The organism is Novosphingobium sp. FG90 (assembly GCF_057808725.1).
Genome location: NZ_JBMDIO010000024.1, coordinates 1 through 19,790, shown reverse-complemented (window position 1 = coordinate 19,790; position 19,790 = coordinate 1). Strand labels below are relative to the sequence as shown.

Here is a 19,790-nt window from a genome sequence, read left to right as displayed (position 1 = left end):
ATGGATGCCAGTTCGGATACTGCAATCGCGGCGCTGCTGCTCGACTGGTACGACGCCCATGCCCGCCACCTGCCGTGGCGCGCGCTTCCGGGCCAGCCTGCGCCTGATCCGTACAGGGTCTGGCTGTCCGAAGTCATGCTGCAACAGACGACGGTTGCGGCGGTGAAGGACTACTTTGCCGCCTTTACCGCGCGCTGGCCGACCGTGCAGGCGCTGGCGGCGGCTGCGGACGAGGAGGTCATGGCGGCGTGGGCGGGGCTCGGCTACTACGCCCGTGCCCGCAACCTGCTGGCTTGCGCGCGCGAAGTGGCGCGGACCGGGCGCTTTCCCGATACCGAGGAGGGCCTGCGCGCACTGCCGGGGCTGGGGGCTTATACCGCCGCCGCCGTTGCCGCGATCGCCTTCGGGCGGCGAGCGGTGGTGGTGGACGCCAATGTCGAGCGCGTCGTCTCGCGGCTCTTCGCTATCGAGGAGCCCTTGCCCGGTTCGCGCCCTGCCATCCGCGCCAAGGCCGACGCGATTACGCCGGATTTGCGCGCGGGTGACTTTGCGCAAGCGATGATGGACCTTGGCGCGACCGTCTGCACCTCGCGCAATCCGCGCTGCCTGCTCTGCCCGATTTCCGCGCCGTGCGAGGCGCGGCGGATGGGCGATCCGGCAAGGCTTCCGGTCAAGGCCGCGAAGAAGGCCAAGGCGGTCCGACAGGGCCGCGCCTTCTGGATCGAGCGGGACGAAGCCGAGGTCTGGCTGGTCCGCCGCCCCGGCAGCGGCATGCTCGGCGGAATGCGCGCCCTGCCCGACGATGGCTGGGCCGCGCGCATCGACGGTTCGGGCGAGGGGCCGCTCGCCGGACCGTGGGAAAGCGCGGGCAAGGTCGGCCACGTCTTCACGCACTTCGCGCTGGAACTGAACCTTGCGGTCTACCTCGGCGATGGATTCGAGGGGCTGGGGGAGGGCGAGTGGTGGCCGCTCGACCGGCTCGACGAGGCGGGGCTGCCCACCCTCTTCGCCAAGGCCGCGCGGCTGGCGCTGGCTGAGAAGGAAGACGCATGATCGATCGCCTCGAAGCCGCGCTGGACCGTCGCATGCTGCTCGGCATGGGGGCGGCTGCGGGGCTCGGGGCGATACTGCCGCGACTGGCGCGCGCCGCGCAGCAGCCGGAGCTGATCCCGCAGGTCCGCGCGGTCGTCGAGCGCTGGGTGGGGCCGGGCAGGTTTCCCGGCATGGTCGCCTCGCTGGGCCTTCCGGGACGTGAGCCCGAATATGTCGCGCGGGGCTCGGAAGGCTTCAACGACGCCGATCCGGTTACCGCCGACAGTCTGTTCCGCATCTATTCAATGACCAAGCCGATCACCGGCATGGCCGCGATGGAACTGGTGGCGCAAGGGCGCATCGGCCTTGACCAGCCCGTGGCGGACGTGCTGCCCGAATATGCGCACATGATGGTGCAGGACGAGTACGACGGCTCGATTACCAAGGTCCACGCCGCGCCCCGGCCGATCACGATGCGGCATCTGGTCACGCATACGTCCGGGATCGGCTACACGATCATCCAGCAGGGGCCGATCAAGACGCTGATGGAGGACAAGGGCCTCGTCGCCGGGCAGATCAGCCGGATGAAGCTGCCCGGCCTGTTCCGGGGTGAGCCGGTCAAGGGACTGGACGCATTCGCGCGCGGGCTGGCGCAAGTGCCGCTCGTCGCCGATCCCGGCACGCGCTGGAGCTATTCGATGGGCCTCGACCTGATGGCGCGTGTGATCGAGGTCGTCTCGGGCAAGCCGTTCGACGTCTACCTTCAGGACACGATCTTCGGCCCCGCCGGGATGACCAGCACGGCTTTTCGCGTCCCGGCCGCCGACGCCCACCGCCTCACCACCAATTACGCGGCCGTCGGCGGCGTGCTGGCGCCGATCGACGAGGGGGCGAGTTCGATCTACCTCGACAAGCCCGCCTTCCCGTTCGGCGGGGCGGGCCTGGTCAGCAGTCCGCGCGACTACGACCGGTTCCTGCGCATGCTGGCGCAGATGGGCATGATCGACGGCGTGCGCGTGCTGTCCGAGAGCGCGGTGCGGATGGGCACCTCCAATCTGCTCCCGCCCGGTGTCCTCGTGCCCGAGATGTTCGGCGGTCCCAGCGGCTTCGGCGCTGGAGGGCGCGTCGGGCAGGGGGCGGAGAGCGGGCTCTACGGCTGGTCGGGCGCGGCAGGGACGGTGGGCATGGTCGACATGGTCCATGGCCTGCGCTCGCAGATCTTCGTGCAGTTCATGCCGCCCAATGCCCTCGACCTGTTGCCTGAATTCCAGAAGGCCCTGAAGGCCGATGTGCTCGCGATCCTGGAGAAACATTGACGTGCTGCTGACCTATGACGCTCCTATCGCTTTCGGCGGATCGCCGATCGACCGCGCCGACCACGTGCGCGGCGACCCGGAGGCCATTGCCGCGCTGATGGGGCCGAGCGCGCGGCTGCTGAAGCTGGACGGACTCGACCCGGTGATGACGGCGGAGGGCGGGCTCGTTTGGGGCAGCCTCGCTGATGCGGAAGACGATGCGGAACTGCTTTTCCTCGGCCTCGAAGGTGGGCGCGGCTGTTTCGCGCAAGTGCTGCCGGGCATTCCCGCCGCCGGAGCGCCGAGCTGGAATGCGATGAACGCGCTGGAGCCGGGCGAACTCGCGGCTTACGGCGGGGCGCGGGCGCTGGTCGGCTGGCATTCGCGGCACCGCTTCTGCGCGGTCTGCGGCGCGGCCACGGTGCTTGCCAAGGGCGGCTGGCAGCGCTCATGCACCGGCTGCGGGGCCGAGCACTTCCCGCGCGTCGATCCGGTGACCATCATGACCGTGGAGCATGACGGCAAGCTGCTGCTCGGCCGCCAGCCGCGTTTTCCGGCGCATCGCTACTCGGCGCTGGCAGGCTTCGTGGAGCCGGGCGAGACGATCGAGGAAGCGGTGGCGCGCGAGGTCTTCGAGGAAGCGGGTGTGCGTGTGCGGGATGTCGAATATGTCGCGAGCCAGCCCTGGCCTTTTCCGTCCTCGCTGATGATCGGTTGCCACGCCTTCGCCGACGACCCGGCCATCGTCATCGACGAGACCGAGCTGGAAGACGTGCGCTGGTTCACCCGCGAGGAATGCGTGGATGCGCTCGAAGCCGTCGCTGCGGGCGAGATGGGCCGCGCTTTCGGGGCGCCGCCGAAGCACGCGGTGGCGCATGTGCTGCTCAAGTGGTGGGTGGAACGCGGAGACTGATCGCGATAGCCTCCGCCGAAGAGGTGTGAGGCATGAGCGAACAGAAACTGCTTTCCGGGGGTAACCCGCAGATACCCAAGGGTGATGGCGACGCGCCCGTGCAAGCCTACATTTCCGCGATGCCGGGCTGGAAGCGCCGGGTGGGTGAGGCGATAGATGCCATCGTAACGCGCAGCGTGCCCGGCGTGCGCAAGGCGGTGAAGTGGAACACGCCTTTATACGGCATGGCCGAGCGAGAGTGGTTCCTCGGCTTCCACTGCTTCGATCGCTACGTGAAAGTGACGTTCTTCAAGGGCACTTCGCTGCTCCCTCAGCCGCCGGAGAAGTCGAAGCAGGCTGAAGTCCGCCACTTCCACATTCATGAGGATGATAGGATCGACGAGGCCCTCTTCGCCGACTGGGTCAGGCAGGCCAGCGAACTGCCTAATGAGCGGCTTTAGATCACGCCGGTTCGCGCGCCCGGGCGATCGCGGCACTGATCGCGGCGCGGGCCTGCGGACTGTTACGCCAGCATGTCGCGCCAAGGCTGGCGGAGACTTGCGTGCAGATTTCGTCGGCGTCTGCGGCGGCGAGGTCGGCGAAGCCGGCGATGCCCAGTTCTTCCAGACGCGATACGACCGTGGGGCCTACGCCTTTGACAGCAAGCAAGGCCGCGCGTTCCGTCTCATTGAAGCGATCCATTAGACCAGCCCCAGCTTCGCCAGTTCGCGCGCCAGCTTGGGCGGCATCGCATCGCCTGCCGTTTCGCCTTCGCCCAGATCGCGCGGGGCGTCTTCTTCGGACAAGTAGCGCCAGCCCTGATGCGCGCGCTTGGGTTGGGTGACGACCGGGATCAGGCGCGGTTCGAGGTGGATGTGCCAGCGGCCGTCCTCGCGCTGCGAGAACCGCACGATCGGCGAGCGGCCGATCAGCGCATGCTCGAAGATCCAGTAGAGCGAGCCGCCGATCATCTCCTCGTGCCGCTTGGGTAGATAGCGGGTGGTCATCAGCGCCTCGTCCGGGTGGCTTTCCAGCCATGCGCGCAAGGAGGCGGGGCTTTCGGCAGAGAAGGCGATCTTGGTCATGTTGAGCGGCATGGCCGCCAAGATAGGATCGCTTTGCCTGTCAGGCCAGCCCCACCACGACCGCAAGGCCGAGGAACGAGAAGAAGCCCATCGTGTCCGTCGCCGTCGTCACGAAGACAGCCGAGGACACCGCCGGATCGACGTTGAACTTGTCCAGCGCCACCGGCACGAGGATGCCCATCAGCCCTGCGACCAGATTGTTGATCACCATGGCCGAAGCGATCACCGCGCCGAGCAGCGGGTTGGAGAATATCAGCCACGTCCCCACGCCGATCAGCAGCCCCAGCGCGAAGCCGTTGGCCAGCGCGATGCGGAATTCGCGCAGGATCATCCTGACGGTATTGGAATCGGTCAGCTGGTTCGTGGCGATGGCGCGCACCGCCACGGCGAGCGTCTGCGTGCCCGCATTGCCGCCCATGCCCGACACGATCGGCATCAGCACCGCCAGCAGCGCGAACTTCGCGATCGCGCCCTGGAACAGCCCGACGACCGAAGCCGCGAGCATCGCCGTCGCAAGGTTCACCACCAGCCACGTCAGGCGCGCGCGCACCGTCAGCAGGATCGGCTCGTTGATGTCGCCGTCGCCTGCACCGGAGAGCAAGAGGGCGTCCTCGCCCGCTTCTTCCTGAATGATGTGGACGATGTCATCGACGGTGATCTGGCCGATCAGGCGGCCCGCAGGGTCCACCACCGCTGCCGAGATCAGCGCGTACTTCTGGAAGCGCAGCGCGACTTCTTCCTGGTCCATGTCCGCCGGGATCAGCGTCTGGTCGCGCGCCATGACGTCGTAGAGCGGGATGTTGCGCGGCGTGCGCAGGATCCACGAGAGCGAGCAGGTGCCGATCGGGCGGTGCATGGGATCGACGATGAACACTTCCCAGAACTCGGTCGGCAGTTCGCGATGTTCGCGCAGGAAATCGATGAGGTCGCCCACCGTCATCGATTCGTGCACCGCGACAAGCTCGCGGCTCATCAGGCGGCCGGCGGATTCCTCCGGGTAGGACAGCGCCGATTCGATGGCGGCGCGGTCTTCCGGCTCCATTTCGGCAAGGACGGCCTGCTGGTCCTTCTCGTCGAGGTCCTCCAGCATCGCGACGGCGTCGTCGGTGTCGAGCTGTTCGGCGATCTCGGCGACGACGTCTGCGGGCAGCGCCTCGACCAGCGCCTCGCGGACCCAGTCGTTGAGTTCGGCGATCACTTCCGAGCCCATCAGGTCGCGGATCGCGCTGGCGAGTGTCAGGCGCTCGCGTTCGTCGAACAGCTCGAAAAGGTCGGCGATGTCGGCAGGGTGGAGCCCTTCGACGAGGTCGTAGACGCGGTCGGTGTCCTCGTCGTCCAGCGCTTCCTTCACACTGCGGACGAATTCGGGCTTGAGGCGGTTGTCTTCGTCCAGCGATTCGGACTCGGGCACATCCTGACGTGCGGTGTCTTCCGCTTCTCCCATCGGGTCGTGCTTGAGGTCCGTTTCGCTCATGCGCGCCGGTCTACGCAGCTATCTCGCAATTGCAACAGGGGGCAGGGCCGGTTTGGGCAGATTTGGCAGATGAGCAAGCTGTCCCCCACTTCGTCACCCTGAACCAAGTTCAGGGTGACGGGGGTGGTGGGGAAAGGTGGTCTTGCGGTCCCCCCGTGACATTGCCGCGCCATCGCCTATATCGGGCGCCAAAGTTTTACCGGTGCCATCGTGCATCGGCCTCATGGAGACAGGCTAATGGCTGACGAATTCCTTACCCTCACGCTCGACACCGGCAACGGCGAAGGCGGCGACGTCAAGATCAAGCTGCGCCCCGACCTCGCCCCCGGCCACGTCGAGCGCATCAAGGAACTGGCCGGCGAAGGCTTCTACGACGGCGTGAAATTCCACCGCGTGATCCCCGGCTTCATGGCGCAGGGCGGCTGCCCCAACGGCACCGGCATGGGCGGTTCGTCGAAGCCCGACCTGAAGGCCGAATTCAACGCCGAGCCCCACGTGCGCGGCGTCTGCTCGATGGCCCGCACCAGCGCGCCGCACTCGGCCAACAGCCAGTTCTTCATCGTGTTCGACAACGCGACATTCCTCGACAAGCAGTACACCGTCTGGGGCCAGGTCGTCGAAGGCATGGAGCACGTCGATGCGCTCCCCAAGGGTGAGCCGCCGCGCGAGCCGGGCAAGATCGTCAAGGCGACCGTCAGCGCAGGCTGAGCGGTCCCGAAACGGAACACGGAAGGGCGGTCCTGCGGGGCCGCCCTTTTCGTTTGCGGAGCTTTCGCGGTTTTCGGGCGTTTTCAAGGCAACAGAACCATAACGATGGGTGATGCTTGAAACGTCTCGTTCCCCTCAGCCTTTCCTGCTTCGTGCTGCTGGCCTCATGCGGGCCTCAGGCCGAGCAGGCGAAAGCTCCCGCGAAGAATTCCGACACCCTTGCATTCGCCGATGCCCCCGGCGGCGGCGAGACGGAGGCCGCCGACAGCCTGCTGATGCGCGCGCAAGTGGCGCTCGACCGCGCGGGGTTCTCGCCCGGCGTGATCGATGGAAAGGACGGGCAATCCTACAAGCTGGCGCTCGGCGGTTTCCAGGAAGCGCGCGGGCTTCCCCGTAGCGGACAGCTCGATCCGGCAACCCAGCAGGCGCTGTTCCCCGGACAGGGCATGGCGGCGACGCGGCTGGTGGTGATCCCCGATGCCTTCGCGCGGGGGCCTTTCACGCGCAACCTGCCAACCAGAACCTCCCAACAGGCGGGCTTCGACCATCTCGGCTACCGCTCGCTGACCGAGGCGCTGGCCGAGCGTTTTCATACGACGCCCGATACGCTGGTGGCACTCAACGGCCACGGCACGAAAGTCGGTTCGGGCACTACGGTGCGCGTTCCCGCGATCGCCAATGTGCCCGTCGCGAAGATTGAGGGTGACGAGCGCGGCTGGTCCGACACGCTGCAGCGCCTCGGTGTCGCCGGCGACCAGCCGACAGCCGAGAAGATCGTCGTCGACAAGTCCGAGGGTACCCTGCAGGCCTTTGACAAGCAAGGCAAACTCATCGCGCAATTCCCCGTCACCACGGGCAGCGGCCATGATCCGCTCCCGCTCGGCAAGTGGGAGATCAAGGGTACCTCGCGCAATCCGGATTACCAGTACGATCCGGACCTGTTCTGGGACGCCAACAAGAACGATACTGCAAAGCGCCTCGCCCCCGGCCCCAATGGCCCGGTCGGCGTGGTGTGGATCGACTTGTCCAAGGACCACTACGGCATCCACGGCACGCCCGAGCCCGCGAAGATCGGTCGCACAGAAAGCCATGGATGCGTGCGCCTGACCAACTGGGACGCGGCGCGCCTTGCACAGATGGTCCATTCGGGAACCGAAGTTCTGTTCCAGGCGTGAAAACGGACGGGCCGAGTCCTTAACGGGGCAGGGCGAATCCGGGCCTCTTGTTCGCGCGATGCGTGGAATCTAGCCGATTCCCATCGTTTCCAAGGATACAGGGAGTCCCCCGCCCATGAAGATCCGCCTGATCGCCCTTGCGGGCATCTGCGCTTTTGCCGCCTCCACCGCCAATGCGGCGACCGTCACCGCCGAGGCCAATGTCGCCCGTTCCGAAGGCAGCTGGGGCGGAGAACTCGCCGTCGGCGTGCCGGTGATCCAGGACGGCGGTTTCGCGATCACTCCGGCGGTCGGGGCGTTCTTCCACAAGCGTGACCATGACGGGTACTACGAGGACAACTCGCAGTGTTTCCGCCGCTCCAACGACGAGCAGGTTGGAGACGGCCATTGCGATAGTTCGGGCACCAAGATCTTCGGCAAAGTGGAGGCGACCTACACGCTGCCGATGTCGTTCACCTTCGGCCTCGGCGCGCGCCTGATCGGCAACGACTTGCGTGCCTACGGCACCGCCGCGATGCCGCTGGCGCCGTTCCTCTCGGGCAAGGTGAACGTCGGCGATCACTATGTCGCGGCGGGTGTGCAGGCGAAGTTCTGATCTCGCCCCTTCGTCATTGCGAGCGCAGCGAAGCAACCCAGGGCAGTATCAAACCGCCCTGGGTTGCTTCGCTGCGCTCGCAATGACGGAACAGGTTCAGCTTTCCAGCAGGTCCACGTAAGCCACCACATCGTTGTCGGTGGCGAGGAACAGGCCGTCCTGCACCTCCTCGCTCTGCAGTGAGGCGATGCGCATGGCTTCGGACAGCGGGCCATAGAACAGCGTGTTCGCCGCGCCGCCCTCGGCCCCGCCATCGAGGTAGTAGAGGCGCACGCTGGCGTCTTCGTAAGTCGTGCGCATCAGTCTTCCCGTCTGGCCCCGTCGAGCGTGCGATCGATCCGCGCGATCTCGGCCTGCGTGGCGGATTTCTCGGCCTTGGTGCGGCCATGCTGGGCGCGGTTCGCAGCCGCCTCGGCCTTGTCGGCGGAGCAGGCCTTGGCCTTGCGGGCCATGCGCAGGTTGATGATCTCGGCCATGGGGGCGTCCTACACGGGTTCGGTGAGGCGCGATAGACCGGCGTTTCGAGAACGCTCCACGTCCAGGAAAAATTCGTCGTCACCCTGAACTTGTTTCAGGGTCCATCGGGCAGCATTGTCCGGAGCGTCGAGTCACAGAGCCGCGTTGGCGCTTCAGGAACTACAACACCGCGCCATCGGCCCAATGGACCCTGAAACAAGTTCAGGGTGACGGTGTGTGGTAATCGGCCCGGTGAACGGTCACGCCTCGACCGGTGCCGTGGTCACGCCCAGATCGGGCAGGCCGACCGAGCGCTTGCCAGAGAAGTCGGTGCGCACCACGATCAGCCCGTCCTTCTCCAGATAATCGAGCAGGCGCTGCACGCGGCGGGGCGAACTGGTGCCGTAGATCCGCGCGAGGTCCATGTCGTCCGGGCAAGGCTTGCCGTCGATCGCGGCGCGGGCGATCACGTAGAACGTCGCCAGCGCATCGTCGGGCACGTGCTTGGAGAGGTTGATGAGGTCTTCCCAGCGCGCGTCGTCGGGGTTCTCGATCCCCGCCAGCGCGGCGGCGAAGCCCCGGCGGAACATCGTCGCGTCCAGCCCGCGCACCGAGATGCCCTTCATCCGGCAGCGGATGGTGAAGTCCTGGAACAGCGTGGTCGCGGACTGGAACGTGCAGTCCGGTTCCTCGGCCATCACGTTCATGATCTCGATCATCGCCGCGCGGGTTTCCTCGGCGCCGGGCTCGTTGCGCTCCCTTTCACGCTCGCGTTCGCGGGCCTGCGCGGTGGTGGGTTCGAGCAGTTCGGTCGCGGCGATGCGGCGGGCCAGCGTCTCGGCATCGTCCACACGCGGGGCGGGGCGGTGGAACTCGGGACGGTCCGGCTCGACGTGGAGATTGTCGTGCAGCAGTTCGCGCAGTTCCTCGGTGGTCGCCGTGGGCAGCGGGGCGAGGCCCGGCGTCACCGACTTCGCGCCGGTCTGCACCGTGCCGACGCTGACCGACACCGGCCGCCGCGCGATCGCGGGGCCAAGGCCGAGGAACTGTCCGCGCCCGAGGTCGCGAATCGTCTCGGCCTGCCGCCGTTCCATGCCGAGCAGGTCGGCGGCGCGGATCATGTCGATATCCAGGAAGGTGCGGCCCATCAGGAAGTTGCTGGCCTCGGCCGCGACGTTCTTGGCCAGCTTGGCAAGGCGCTGGGTGGCGATCACGCCCGCCAGACCGCGCTTGCGGCCGCGGCACATCAGGTTGGTCATCGCCGCGAGGCTGACGCGGCGGGCTTCCTCGGAGACCTCGCCGGCAGCGGCGGGGGCGAACATCTGCGCCTCGTCCACCACCACGAGCGCAGGATACCACTGATCGCGCGGGGCATCGAACAGGGCGTTGAGGAACTGCGCGGCGCACTTCATCTGCTGGTCGATCTCCAGCTCGTCGAGCGCGAGCACCACCGAGGCGCGGTGCTGGCGGATGCGCGCGCCGAGGCGGGCGATCTCGGCCTCGCCATAGGCGGAACCGTCGATGACGACGTGGCCGAACTGCTCGGCAAGGCTGACGAAGTCGCCCTCGGGGTCGATCACGACCTGCTGGACGATCCCGGCGCTCTCCTCGAGGATGCGGCGGAGCAGGTGCGACTTGCCGGACCCGGAATTGCCCTGCACCAGCAGGCGGGTCGCCAAGAGTTCCTTGATGTCGATCTCTACCGGCTCTCCGCGCTGGGCGGTGCCGATGACGATGTTCGCGCTCACGTCCGGGCTAGTGCCAAAGCGGGGGGCGGGGTGCAAGCGGGGCGGGGGGTTATCCAGAGGTTGCGTCCTGGCGCGCTTGGGGTGGCGGGCCGATCTGCCGCACGCCTCGCCTTTCATCGTCCCAAGGTACAATTGGCCTGCCGCGCCCATCGGCTCACATTGCCTGTCGAAACCCCACGGGGGTCAGGTTCGGAGATTTGGGATGCTGGAACAGGCGATTGGCAAATTCGCGGGCGAGTCGCTCATCCGCGAGAAGTTCGACAACTTCATCGGCGGCAAGTGGGTGGCCCCGGTCAAGGGGCAGTACTTCGACAATATCTCGCCGGTGACCGGGCAGGTCGTGTGCCAGGTGGCGCGCGGCACCGCCGAGGACATCGAACTGGCGCTCGACGCCGCGCACGCCGCCAAGGACGCCTGGGGCAAGGCCTCGCCCACCGAGCGCGCGAACACGCTGCTCAAGGTCGCCGACCGCCTCGAAGCCAACCTCGACAAGCTGGCGCTGGCCGAGACGATCGACAACGGCAAGCCGATCCGCGAGACGACCGCCGCCGACATTCCGCTGGCGATCGACCATTTCCGCTACTTCGCATCGTGCCTGCGCGCGCAGGAAGGCTCGATCGCCGAGATCGACCACGACACCATCGCCTACCACTTCCACGAACCGCTGGGCGTGGTCGGCCAGATCATCCCGTGGAACTTCCCGATCCTGATGGCCGCGTGGAAGCTGGCCCCGGCGCTGGCTGCGGGCAACTGCGTGGTGCTCAAGCCCGCCGAGCAGACGCCGATGTCGATCCTGGTGCTGGCCGAAGTCGTCGCCGACCTGCTGCCGCCGGGCGTGCTCAACATCGTCAACGGCTTCGGCATCGAGGCGGGCAAGCCGCTGGCGCAGAACAAGCGCATCGCCAAGATCGCCTTCACCGGCGAGACGACGACCGGCCGCCTGATCATGCAGTATGCCTCGGAAAACCTGATCCCCTGCACGCTGGAACTGGGCGGCAAGAGCCCGAACATCTTCTTCGCCGACGTGATGGACCACGACGACGACTTCCTCGACAAGGCGCTCGAAGGCTTCACCATGTTCGCGCTCAACCAGGGCGAGGTCTGCACCTGCCCCAGCCGCGCGCTGGTCCACGAATCGATCTACGACGCCTTCATCGAGAAGGCGATCGCGCGCGTCGAGGCGATCAAGCTGGGCAGTCCGCTCGATGCTTCGACGATGATCGGCGCGCAGGCATCGAACGACCAGCTGGAGAAGATCCTCAGCTATATCCAGATCGGCAAGGATGAAGGCGCCAAGGTGCTAACCGGCGGCGAGCGCGCCACGCATGATGGCGAACTGGCGCAGGGCTACTACGTGCAGCCGACCGTGCTGGAAGGCCACAACAAGATGCGCGTGTTCCAGGAAGAGATCTTCGGTCCGGTGCTTGCCGTGACCAAGTTCTCGACCGACGAGGAGGCGCTGGAGATCGCCAACGACACGCTCTACGGCCTCGGCGCCGGGGTATGGACGCGCGACGGAACCCGGGCCTACCGCATCGGCCGCGGCATCCAGGCCGGGCGTGTGTGGACCAACTGCTACCACGCCTATCCCGCCCACGCGGCGTTCGGCGGCTACAAGCAGTCGGGGATCGGTCGTGAGAACCACAAGATGATGCTCGACCACTATCAGCAGACCAAGAACCTGCTCGTCAGTTACAGCCCGAAGAAGCTCGGCTTTTTCTAATGAAGGCAGACCAAGGCTGGGCGACGATCTCGTCCAGCCACAGTTCCTTCCAACATTCGCTCCGTCACCCTGAACTTGTTTCAGGGTCCATTGGGCGGTTGGTGCCGGAGCGTCGGTTCGCCATCGGCTCTTTCGGTTTACTGCGGCACAGCGCAGGGCTGGCGGCCGAATGGACCCTGAAACGAGTTCAGGGTGACGAAGACAGGATTTCGACCGTGGCGCTTGCCACAGTCTCACAGGCTCTCAACCCGGCGTCCCGCCACCATAACGGCGCCGGATACCTCGAAACGGCGGATGGCCCTTGCGCCATCCGCCGCTTTTCGGCGTCATGAGCCTGCCTGCCAATCTCCCGGCCCGCATCCTCGCCACACCGGCGGCGGAGGAATGGATAGAGCGGCTGCGCGCCATCCACGGCCCGCTGATGTTCCACCAGTCGGGCGGCTGCTGCGACGGCTCCGCTCCGATGTGCTTCACCGAGGGCGAGTTCCGCGTCGGCGCGCAGGACGTGCTGCTCGGCACGCTCATCGGCAACACCCGCGTGTGGATCGGCGCGGCGCAGTTCGAATACTGGCGCCACACGCAGGTCACCATCGACGTGGTGCCCGGACGCGGCTCGGGCATGAGCCTGGAGGCGCCCGAGGGCGTACGCTTCATCGTGCGCAGCCGCATCTTCACCGACGAGGAAAACGCCGCGCTCGAAGCGGCAGGTGACCCACTGCGGGGCGATGCCGTGAATGCGCTTGGCGAGGGGAGCGGTTCGGCCTAGAACTTTCGCGCTTGGGTCACGGACCGCACCGAAGAGGGCGGCCGGAAGGAGAGGGACATGCGAATGGACGCACAGCTTCACGACGGTGACCGCCCGCTGGTGGCCTGCGCCTCGCACGCGCAGGATCCGGGCGATGCCGTCGCGGAACTGGTCGAGGCGATCGGCGGGGTGGAACTGGCAGGCGCGCTGCTGTTCTGCTCGCACCGCTACCCGCGCGAGGAACTGGCGCGCGTACTCACCGCAAGGCTGCCGGGGGTGCCGCTGATCGGCTGCACCAGCGCGGGCGAACTCACCAGCCGGGGCTATGACACGGACAGCCTGCTGCTGATCGGCTTTCCCGCTGCCGGCTTTTCGATGGCCTCGCTGCGGTTCGAGGATCTCGACAATTTCGACCCGGTGACCGCACAGGGCGCGATCCGTCAGCTCGTCGCGGGGGCGCGGCTGGATCACGGCGCGGCGGAGGATTTGCATCAGGTGGCGCTGTTCTTCGTGGACGGCCTGTCGCACCGCGAGGAACTGCTGACGATGACCGCGCAGCATGCGCTGGGCGACGTCCAGCTGATCGGCGGCTCCAGCGGCGACGGCCTGTCCTTCCGCGAGACGGCGGTGCTGCACGAAGGGCGCTTCCATTCCGACGCGGCGGTTATCGCGGTGCTGACCAGCCGCCGCCCGATGCACGTCTTCTGCGCCAATCACTACCGCCCCGGCCCGGCCAAGATGGTTATCACCGAGGCGGACCCGGAAACCCGCACCGTCTACGAGATCAACGCCGCCCCCGCCGCCGAGGAATACCTGCGGCTTTCCGGCTCTCCGGGGGAGGAACTCGACGTCCACTTCTTCGCCGCCCATCCGCCGATGGTGCGGACCGGCGGGCAGTATCACGTCCGCTCGGTGCAGACGGCGAACCCCGACGGCTCGCTGACCTTCTACTGCGCGATCGACACTGGCGTCGTACTGACCATCGGCGAGCCGGTCGACCGGCTCACCTGGATGCGCGAGCTGTTCCAGTCGGTCTCGCGCAAGGTCGGGGAGATCGACCACATCATCGGTTTCGACTGCGTGCTCAATCGCCTCGACGCCGAGGACCGGCAGATCATGCGCGAAGTTTCCGACATTTATGTCGAGAACAACGTGCTGGGGTTCAGCACCTATGGCGAGCAGTTCCTCGCCGCGCATATGAACCAGACTTTCAGCGGGCTGGCGATCGGGCGGGCGGTGGAAACGGTGACGGACCGGTAGCATGCTCGCGCTGGCTCGCCTCCACCAGATTCGTCACCCTGAACTTGTTTCAGGGTCCATTGGGCGGTTGGTGCCGGAGGGTCGGTTCGTCAGCGGCGCTGTCGGTTTGCTGCGGGATAGGGCAGTGGTTGCTGCGCGATGGACCCTGAAACAAGTTCAGGGTGACGGGGGAATAGGGCGCGGAGTTGGGGCTCGATCATGGCCCTGACTGACCCCGACGCCCGCGACACCGAAACCGCCCGCCTGCGCGCCCGTATCGCGCAGCTGGAGAAGATCAACGCCGCGCTGATGGACCGGGTGGAGCGCTCCACCGACATGCAGGGCGGAGCGTTCTCGATGTTCGAGACGGCGATCTCCCTCGACGCCATGGTGCGCGACCGGACGGAGGCGCTGGAAGTCGCGCTGGAGCGGCTCAACACCGCCAATGCCGAACTTGCAGCGGCGCACGGCGACGCTACCGCCACCAGGATCATGCTGCGCGACGCCATCGAATCCCTGTCGGACGGCTTCGCGCTGTTCGATGCTGAAGACCGCATGGTCCTGTGCAACCGCGGCTACCTGAAGATCTTCCCGAATTTCGAGGGTGTCAGCGACGATGCCCCGGAGTTCGCCGAGCTGGCCAGCCGCCTTGCCCAGACAGGCGCCACGATGGGTTCGCGCATGGCGCCCGAGCGCTGGCTGAGCGATCGCATGGCGCAGCATCGCCGGGCGCAGGGTGCCCACGTGCAGGCGCTGGCGGACGGGCGCTGGATCCAGATCAACGAACTGCGCACGACCGATGGCGGCACCGTCGGCATCTATACCGACATCACCACCGTGAAGGCGGAGGATGCCCGCCAGCGCGCTCGCGAACTGGCCGAGCGCAACCTCGCGCTGCAGGCGACGCTGGACACGCTCTCCGAAGGGGTGTGCCTGTTCGATGCCCAGCGCCAGTTGCAGGCATGGAACGAGGGCATGCTAACGGTCCTCGCGCTTATGGACCACGCGGTCGAGGAAGGCCCCCGCATCGACACGCACGAGGCGCTGATGCGCTGGTGCATCGGCGAGCGCGGGCTGGACCGCGCCGAAGCGTTGGACTGGCGCGCGGGCGGCGGGGCGCGGGTCGTCACCAATTGCACGATGCGGGACGGCGTCGGAGGAGAACGCTATTTCACCGTCCGCTCGGTATCGCTCAAGAACGGCGGCATGGTCTTCACGTTCGACGACGTGACCGACCACATCCAGTTCGAACGCTCCCTGACCGAAACCGCCGAGACGCTGGAGCGCCGCGTGGTCGAGCGCACCGCCGAACTGGTCGAGGTGAACCGCCAACTCGTCGAGGCGAAGAACGAGGCGGAGACGGCCAATCGCTCCAAGACCAGCTTCATCGCGGCGGCCAGCCACGATCTGCTGCAACCGTTGAACGCGGCGCGGCTGTTCGTGTCCGCGATGGACGGTCATGCAATGGCGGAGCGGCCGCGTTCGCTGGCCCATCAGGCGTCGACGGCGCTCGATTCGGTGGAAGACCTGCTGGAAGCGTTGTTCGAGATTTCGCGGCTCGATGCAGGCGCCATCCAGCCCGAATTCGCGGACTTGTCGCTGGGCGCGATCCTCTCCGCGCTGCGCGTGGAGTTCGGGCCGCTGGCGATTGCGGGTGGGCTGGACTTCGTGGTGCCCGATACGGGCCTATGGGTGCGCTCGGACCCGCGCCTGCTGCGCCGGGTGCTGCAGAACTTCGTCTCCAACGCGATCCGCTACACCGAGCGCGGCAGCGTCGCCGTCGAGGTCGGCGAGGAGGCCGGGGCGGTGGTGGTGACGGTGCGCGACACCGGGCCGGGGATCGCCGAGGCCGATCGCGACGAGATTTTCGAGGAGTTCCGCCGCGTCGGCAAGACGCAGAAGATCCCCGGCAAGGGTCTCGGGCTCGCCATCGTGCGGCGGGTGACGACGATGCTGGGCCACGGGATCGAACTCGATACCGCGCCGGGCAAGGGCGCGGCCTTCTCGATCCGCCTGCCGCGCGTGGACCCGGTCGCCTCGCCGGAGGCGCCGGGCGCGATGCCTGCCGCTCCGCGCGCCGGGGCGGGCGGCCTGGTGCTGGTGATTGACAACGATCCCGGCATTCTTGCGGGGATGGAAGCGCTGCTGGAGAACTGGGGGCTGGACGTGGTGACCGCCAATGATCCTGCCGATGCGGCGGCGCTGGCCGCGCTGGAGCAGGGACCGGCGATGCTGATCGTGGACTACCACCTCGACGACCGGCTGACCGGCGACCGCGCGGTGGCGATGCTGCGCGAGAAGGCCGGGCGGGCCATCCCGGCGATGGTCATCACCGCCGATCGCGGGCCGGAAACCAAGGCGCAACTGGCCGAACTGGCGCTCCCCTTGCTGAACAAGCCGGTGAAGCCCGCGCAACTGCGGGCGCTGCTGCGGCAGATGGATGTGCTGTAGCTGAGGGGCCTTCGACAGGCTCAGGCTGAGCGGGGTTCGGGAGTAAAACCTACCCCTGAATCCGCTCAGCCTGAGCTTGTCGAAGGCCCCGCGTGCTTTAGACCAGTTCAGTCAGCTGTTCGCGCCAGTTATCGGGCAAGGCTACCGGGCGGCGGCTTTCGCGTCCGACATAGACATGGGTGAAATGCCCTTCGGCCGCCGGTTCTTCCGAGCCCTCGACGAACAGGCCGAGGTGATAGGTCACGCTGCTGGTGCCCAGCTTCGCCACCGTCATGCCGACTTCCAGCTTTTGCGGGAAATGCACCGAGGCGGCATAGCGGCAGCCGGTCTCCACCACGACGCCGATCGGGTCGCCGCTCTCGATGTCGAGCAGGCCCGCCTCGATCAGCCATGTGTTCACGGCGGTGTCGAAGTACGAATAATACACCACGTTGTTCACGTGGCCGTAGACGTCGTTGTCATGCCAGCGCGTCGTCAGGGGGACGAAGGCGCGGTAGGCGGTGCGCGGGCGCAAGGGTTCTCGGCTCATCGGGGGCGGTGTTAGGAGAGCCGGCGAAGGAGCGCCAGCGCTTCCTTACCCCCGAAAGCCGATCTTGCCCGCCATGATCACCGCCTGCGTGCGGCTGAACACGTTCATCTTCTGCAGGATCGCCGAGACATGGGCCTTCACCGTCGTCATCGAGACGTCGAGTTCATAGGCGATCTGCTTGTTGAGCCTTCCCGCCACCAGATGCCCCAGCACCACGCGCTGCTGCGGGGTGAGGGTGTCGATGCGGGCGCGGATCAGGTCTTCCTCGGCCGCCGCGCTTTCGTCTCCGGGGAGGTCGGGCATGTAGATCTCGCCCGAGAGCACCTGCTGCAGCGCATCGACGATCGCCGCGCGCTTCAATGACTTGGGCACGAAACCCGCAGCCCCCGCTGCCAACGCATCGCGCACCACGTTGCGGTCGGTCACGCCCGAGACCATCACCACCGGCGTGGCGGGGAACTTGTCCCGCACTGCCTGCAGGCCCGAAAGGTGCGAGACGTCGGGGATGTTGAGGTCGAGCAGCACGAGATCGACGTCGCCCGCTTCGTCCAGCACCCTGAGCGCCGCTTCGAGGCTGTCCGCCTCGAGGATCGTGCAGTCGGGGAAGGCATCGTCGAAGATCGAGCGTAGCCCGTCGCGGACCAGAGAGTGGTCGTCGACGATCAGAACGCGGTCGGGTGCCCCATATTCGCCCATGTTGTTTTCCGTGACGGCGAGTGTTTCCATGTCTTTATCCCGGGGAGGGATGGCGCGCCAGCGGTAACCGGCGCGCCATTTTGGGGTTGCGTTACTTGGGGATCTTGAACACCCAGAGCATGCCGCCCTGGCTGATTTCCTTGAAGGTCTTGGCGACTTCACCGCCCCACAAAGGCACCGCGCCGCCCCAGCCGGACATGACGCCGACGTACTGCTCGCCGTCCTGCTCCCAGGTGATGGGCGAGCCGACTACGCCCGAGCCGGTCTGGAACTTCCACAGCTCCTGTCCGGTCTTGGCGTCGAACGCCTTGAGATAGCCTTCGGGCGTGCCGGTGAAGACGAGGTTGCCGTGAGTGGTCAGCACGCCGCCCCACAGCGGGGCCTTGTTCTTGTATTCCCACACGATCTTGCCGGTCTTGGGGTCCATGGCGCGCAGCACGCCGATGTGGTCCTCGGCGATCGGCTTGATGGTGAAGCCCGCGCCGAGGTACGCCGCGCCTTTCTTGTAGGCGATCGGCTCGTTCCAGATGTCCATGCCCCAGTCGTTCGACGGGACATAGAACAGCTCGGTGTCCTTGGAGTAGGCCATCGGCATCCAGTTCTTGCCGCCGAGGAACGAGGGTGAAGAAAACACCGGCTTGCCCTTTTCGGTGCCGCTCGGCGCGCCGGGACGGCCCGCGTCGATCACGTTGGGGCGGCCGGTCTTGGGGTTGATGCCGTCGGCCCAGGTGGTCTGCATGACGAAGCGATTGGCGGAGATGAACTTGCCGGTCGTCCGGTCGAGCACGTAGAAGTAGCCGTTGCGGTCGGCCTTGGCGCCCAGCTTCATCGCCTTGCCCTTGATGGTGGCGTCGAAGGGGATGAACTCGTTCACGCCGTCGAAGTCCCAGCCGTCGTGCGGGGTGGTCTGGTAGTGCCACTTGATGACGCCGGTGTCGGCATCGATGGCGAGCGTCGAGGAGGTGTAGAGGTTGTCGCCGGGGCGCAGGTGGCTGTTCCACGGCGCCGGGTTGCCGGTGCCGAAGTAGACGAGGTTGGTGCCGGGGTCATAGGTGCCGCCCAGCCATGTCGCGCCGCCGCCGGTCTTCCACAAGTCGCCCTGCCAGGTGGCGTTGAGCTTGCCGGTCATGCCGTTGGGCTGGCCGTTGAGGGTGCCGATGTGGCCCTCGATCACCGGGCGTTCCCAGATCAGTTCGCCGGTATCGACATTGCGCGCCTGAACCGCGCCGACGATGCCGAATTCACCGCCCGAGTTGCCGATGATGACCTTGTCGCCGACGATCAGCGGCGCGGCGGTGGCGGAATAACCGGCCTGATAGTCGCCGGTCTTCTTGTTCCACACGACCTTCCCGGTGTTGCGGTTGAGCGCCACCAGATGCGCGTCGAGGGTGGCGAAGATGATCTTGTCGCCATGGATCGCGGCGCCGCGGTTGACGACGTCGCAGCACGGCATGATCGCGTCGGGCAGGCGGGCGTTGTATTCCCACTTCTTCTCGCCGGTGCGCGCATCGAAGGCGAACAGGCGCGAGTAGGAGCCGGTGACGTAGATGGTGCCGTCATAGACCAGCGGCTGCGCTTCCTGCCCGCGCTGCTTCTCGCCGCCGAGCGAGGAGGCATAGACCGGGAGCAGTTTCGCGACGTTGCCGGTGTTGATCTGGTCGAGCTGGCTGAAGCGCTGCTGCCATGGACCCATGCCATAGGTGAGCACGTCGCCGGGGGTGTCGGCGTCCTTGAGCAGGTCGGCGCCGGTCGGGCCGTCCGCTGCCGAGAGCGGCACTGCCGCGAGGCTGCTGGCTGCCGTCAGGGCTGCGAGTATATATGTGAAACGCCGCTTCATCCTGTCCCTCCGTTTTTCGGGTATCCCGGCCGGGGGTGCGTGCTTCGGGACAATGCGGTCGCGTCCGTCAAGGTGGTGTAATTTCGGCTGTGGCCGTGGGCCATCGTCAG

The 19,790-nt window shown here is 66.7% G+C and carries 20 protein-coding genes; 11 read left to right on the top strand and 9 right to left on the bottom strand.

The annotated features are described in order from the left end of the window. The 4 genes from ACODRZ_RS18530 to ACODRZ_RS18515 are packed head-to-tail and all read left to right on the top strand — an operon-like array spanning window position 1 to window position 3,680. On the top strand, window positions 1–1,053 hold the full coding sequence (locus ACODRZ_RS18530; protein ID WP_488972008.1) for an A/G-specific adenine glycosylase: 1,053 nt from the start codon (window positions 1–3) through the stop codon (window positions 1,051–1,053). After that, window positions 1,050–2,348, top strand: coding sequence for a serine hydrolase domain-containing protein (locus ACODRZ_RS18525; protein ID WP_488972009.1), 1,299 nt, complete (start codon window positions 1,050–1,052; stop codon window positions 2,346–2,348). The genes ACODRZ_RS18530 and ACODRZ_RS18525 overlap by 4 nt, the downstream gene beginning before the upstream one ends. After that, window positions 2,320–3,240 (top strand): NAD(+) diphosphatase, encoded by a 921-nt coding sequence (gene nudC, locus ACODRZ_RS18520; RefSeq protein ID WP_488972010.1) that lies wholly within the window; start codon window positions 2,320–2,322, stop codon window positions 3,238–3,240. Before ACODRZ_RS18525 ends, nudC begins: the two co-directional genes overlap by 29 nt. A 32-nt stretch (window positions 3,241–3,272) precedes the next feature. Continuing rightward, window positions 3,273–3,680: a DUF1801 domain-containing protein gene (locus tag ACODRZ_RS18515; protein ID WP_488972011.1), complete on the top strand. Its 408-nt coding sequence runs from the start codon at window positions 3,273–3,275 to the stop codon at window positions 3,678–3,680. 1 nt (window position 3,681) lies between these two features. Here ACODRZ_RS18515 and ACODRZ_RS18510 read toward each other — a convergent pair whose 3' ends face one another. The 3 genes from ACODRZ_RS18510 to mgtE are packed head-to-tail and all read right to left on the bottom strand — an operon-like array spanning window position 3,682 to window position 5,778. Then, window positions 3,682–3,888: a helix-hairpin-helix domain-containing protein gene (locus tag ACODRZ_RS18510; protein WP_488972012.1), complete on the bottom strand. Its 207-nt coding sequence runs from the start codon at window positions 3,886–3,888 to the stop codon at window positions 3,682–3,684. A gap of 32 nt (window positions 3,889–3,920) precedes the next feature. Then, window positions 3,921–4,316: a DUF1489 family protein gene (locus ACODRZ_RS18505; protein ID WP_488972025.1), complete on the bottom strand. Its 396-nt coding sequence runs from the start codon at window positions 4,314–4,316 to the stop codon at window positions 3,921–3,923. A 28-nt stretch (window positions 4,317–4,344) separates the two neighbouring features. Further along, window positions 4,345–5,778: a magnesium transporter gene (mgtE, locus tag ACODRZ_RS18500; RefSeq protein WP_488972013.1), complete on the bottom strand. Its 1,434-nt coding sequence runs from the start codon at window positions 5,776–5,778 to the stop codon at window positions 4,345–4,347. A gap of 237 nt (window positions 5,779–6,015) precedes the next feature. On the opposite strand from mgtE, the gene ACODRZ_RS18495 reads away from it, so the two are divergent. The 3 genes from ACODRZ_RS18495 to ACODRZ_RS18485 all read left to right on the top strand — a co-directional run bounded on the left by ACODRZ_RS18495 (window position 6,016) and on the right by ACODRZ_RS18485 (window position 8,256). Next, window positions 6,016–6,486, top strand: a complete 471-nt coding sequence (locus ACODRZ_RS18495; RefSeq protein ID WP_488972014.1) for a peptidylprolyl isomerase — start codon at window positions 6,016–6,018, stop codon at window positions 6,484–6,486. 116 nt (window positions 6,487–6,602) lie between these two features. Then, on the top strand, window positions 6,603–7,661 hold the full coding sequence (locus ACODRZ_RS18490; protein WP_488972015.1) for a L,D-transpeptidase family protein: 1,059 nt from the start codon (window positions 6,603–6,605) through the stop codon (window positions 7,659–7,661). Between the two features lie 115 nt (window positions 7,662–7,776). Further along, window positions 7,777–8,256, top strand: a complete 480-nt coding sequence (locus ACODRZ_RS18485; protein ID WP_488972016.1) for a hypothetical protein — start codon at window positions 7,777–7,779, stop codon at window positions 8,254–8,256. A gap of 96 nt (window positions 8,257–8,352) precedes the next feature. Here the strand turns inward: ACODRZ_RS18485 and ACODRZ_RS18480 are convergent, their stop codons facing one another. The 3 genes from ACODRZ_RS18480 to ACODRZ_RS18470 all read right to left on the bottom strand — a co-directional run bounded on the left by ACODRZ_RS18480 (window position 8,353) and on the right by ACODRZ_RS18470 (window position 10,460). Further along, window positions 8,353–8,556 (bottom strand): hypothetical protein, encoded by a 204-nt coding sequence (locus ACODRZ_RS18480; RefSeq protein WP_488972017.1) that lies wholly within the window; start codon window positions 8,554–8,556, stop codon window positions 8,353–8,355. Beyond that, a complete protein-coding gene (locus ACODRZ_RS18475) occupies window positions 8,556–8,732 on the bottom strand; it encodes a DUF4169 family protein (protein ID WP_488972018.1) in 177 nt (58 codons plus the stop codon). The genes ACODRZ_RS18480 and ACODRZ_RS18475 overlap by 1 nt, the downstream gene beginning before the upstream one ends. A gap of 240 nt (window positions 8,733–8,972) precedes the next feature. Further along, window positions 8,973–10,460 carry a helicase HerA domain-containing protein gene (locus ACODRZ_RS18470; protein WP_488972019.1) on the bottom strand — a complete coding sequence of 496 codons (1,488 nt, stop codon included), beginning with the start codon at window positions 10,458–10,460 and terminating at the stop codon, window positions 8,973–8,975. 202 nt (window positions 10,461–10,662) lie between these two features. On the opposite strand from ACODRZ_RS18470, the gene adh reads away from it, so the two are divergent. From adh to ACODRZ_RS18450, 4 genes are all read left to right on the top strand, one after another. Continuing rightward, the gene (adh, locus tag ACODRZ_RS18465) at window positions 10,663–12,183 is read left to right on the top strand and encodes an aldehyde dehydrogenase (protein WP_488972020.1); all 1,521 of its coding nucleotides are present in this window, start codon (window positions 10,663–10,665) and stop codon (window positions 12,181–12,183) included. Window positions 12,184–12,511: 328 nt separating this feature from the next. Continuing rightward, the gene (locus ACODRZ_RS18460) at window positions 12,512–12,949 is read left to right on the top strand and encodes a DUF779 domain-containing protein (RefSeq protein ID WP_488972026.1); all 438 of its coding nucleotides are present in this window, start codon (window positions 12,512–12,514) and stop codon (window positions 12,947–12,949) included. Between the two features lie 63 nt (window positions 12,950–13,012). Then, window positions 13,013–14,188, top strand: a complete 1,176-nt coding sequence (locus ACODRZ_RS18455) for an FIST N-terminal domain-containing protein (protein ID WP_488972027.1) — start codon at window positions 13,013–13,015, stop codon at window positions 14,186–14,188. Window positions 14,189–14,386: 198 nt separating this feature from the next. Further along, window positions 14,387–16,618 (top strand): hybrid sensor histidine kinase/response regulator, encoded by a 2,232-nt coding sequence (locus ACODRZ_RS18450; protein ID WP_488972021.1) that lies wholly within the window; start codon window positions 14,387–14,389, stop codon window positions 16,616–16,618. A 97-nt stretch (window positions 16,619–16,715) separates the two neighbouring features. Here ACODRZ_RS18450 and ACODRZ_RS18445 read toward each other — a convergent pair whose 3' ends face one another. The 3 genes from ACODRZ_RS18445 to ACODRZ_RS18435 all read right to left on the bottom strand — a co-directional run bounded on the left by ACODRZ_RS18445 (window position 16,716) and on the right by ACODRZ_RS18435 (window position 19,680). Beyond that, window positions 16,716–17,147, bottom strand: coding sequence for an acyl-CoA thioesterase (locus ACODRZ_RS18445; protein WP_488972022.1), 432 nt, complete (start codon window positions 17,145–17,147; stop codon window positions 16,716–16,718). Between the two features lie 45 nt (window positions 17,148–17,192). Further along, window positions 17,193–17,873 (bottom strand): response regulator transcription factor, encoded by a 681-nt coding sequence (locus ACODRZ_RS18440; RefSeq protein ID WP_008830497.1) that lies wholly within the window; start codon window positions 17,871–17,873, stop codon window positions 17,193–17,195. A gap of 61 nt (window positions 17,874–17,934) precedes the next feature. Then, the gene (locus tag ACODRZ_RS18435; RefSeq protein WP_488972023.1) at window positions 17,935–19,680 is read right to left on the bottom strand and encodes a methanol/ethanol family PQQ-dependent dehydrogenase; all 1,746 of its coding nucleotides are present in this window, start codon (window positions 19,678–19,680) and stop codon (window positions 17,935–17,937) included. Window positions 19,681–19,790 lie beyond the last annotated feature (110 nt).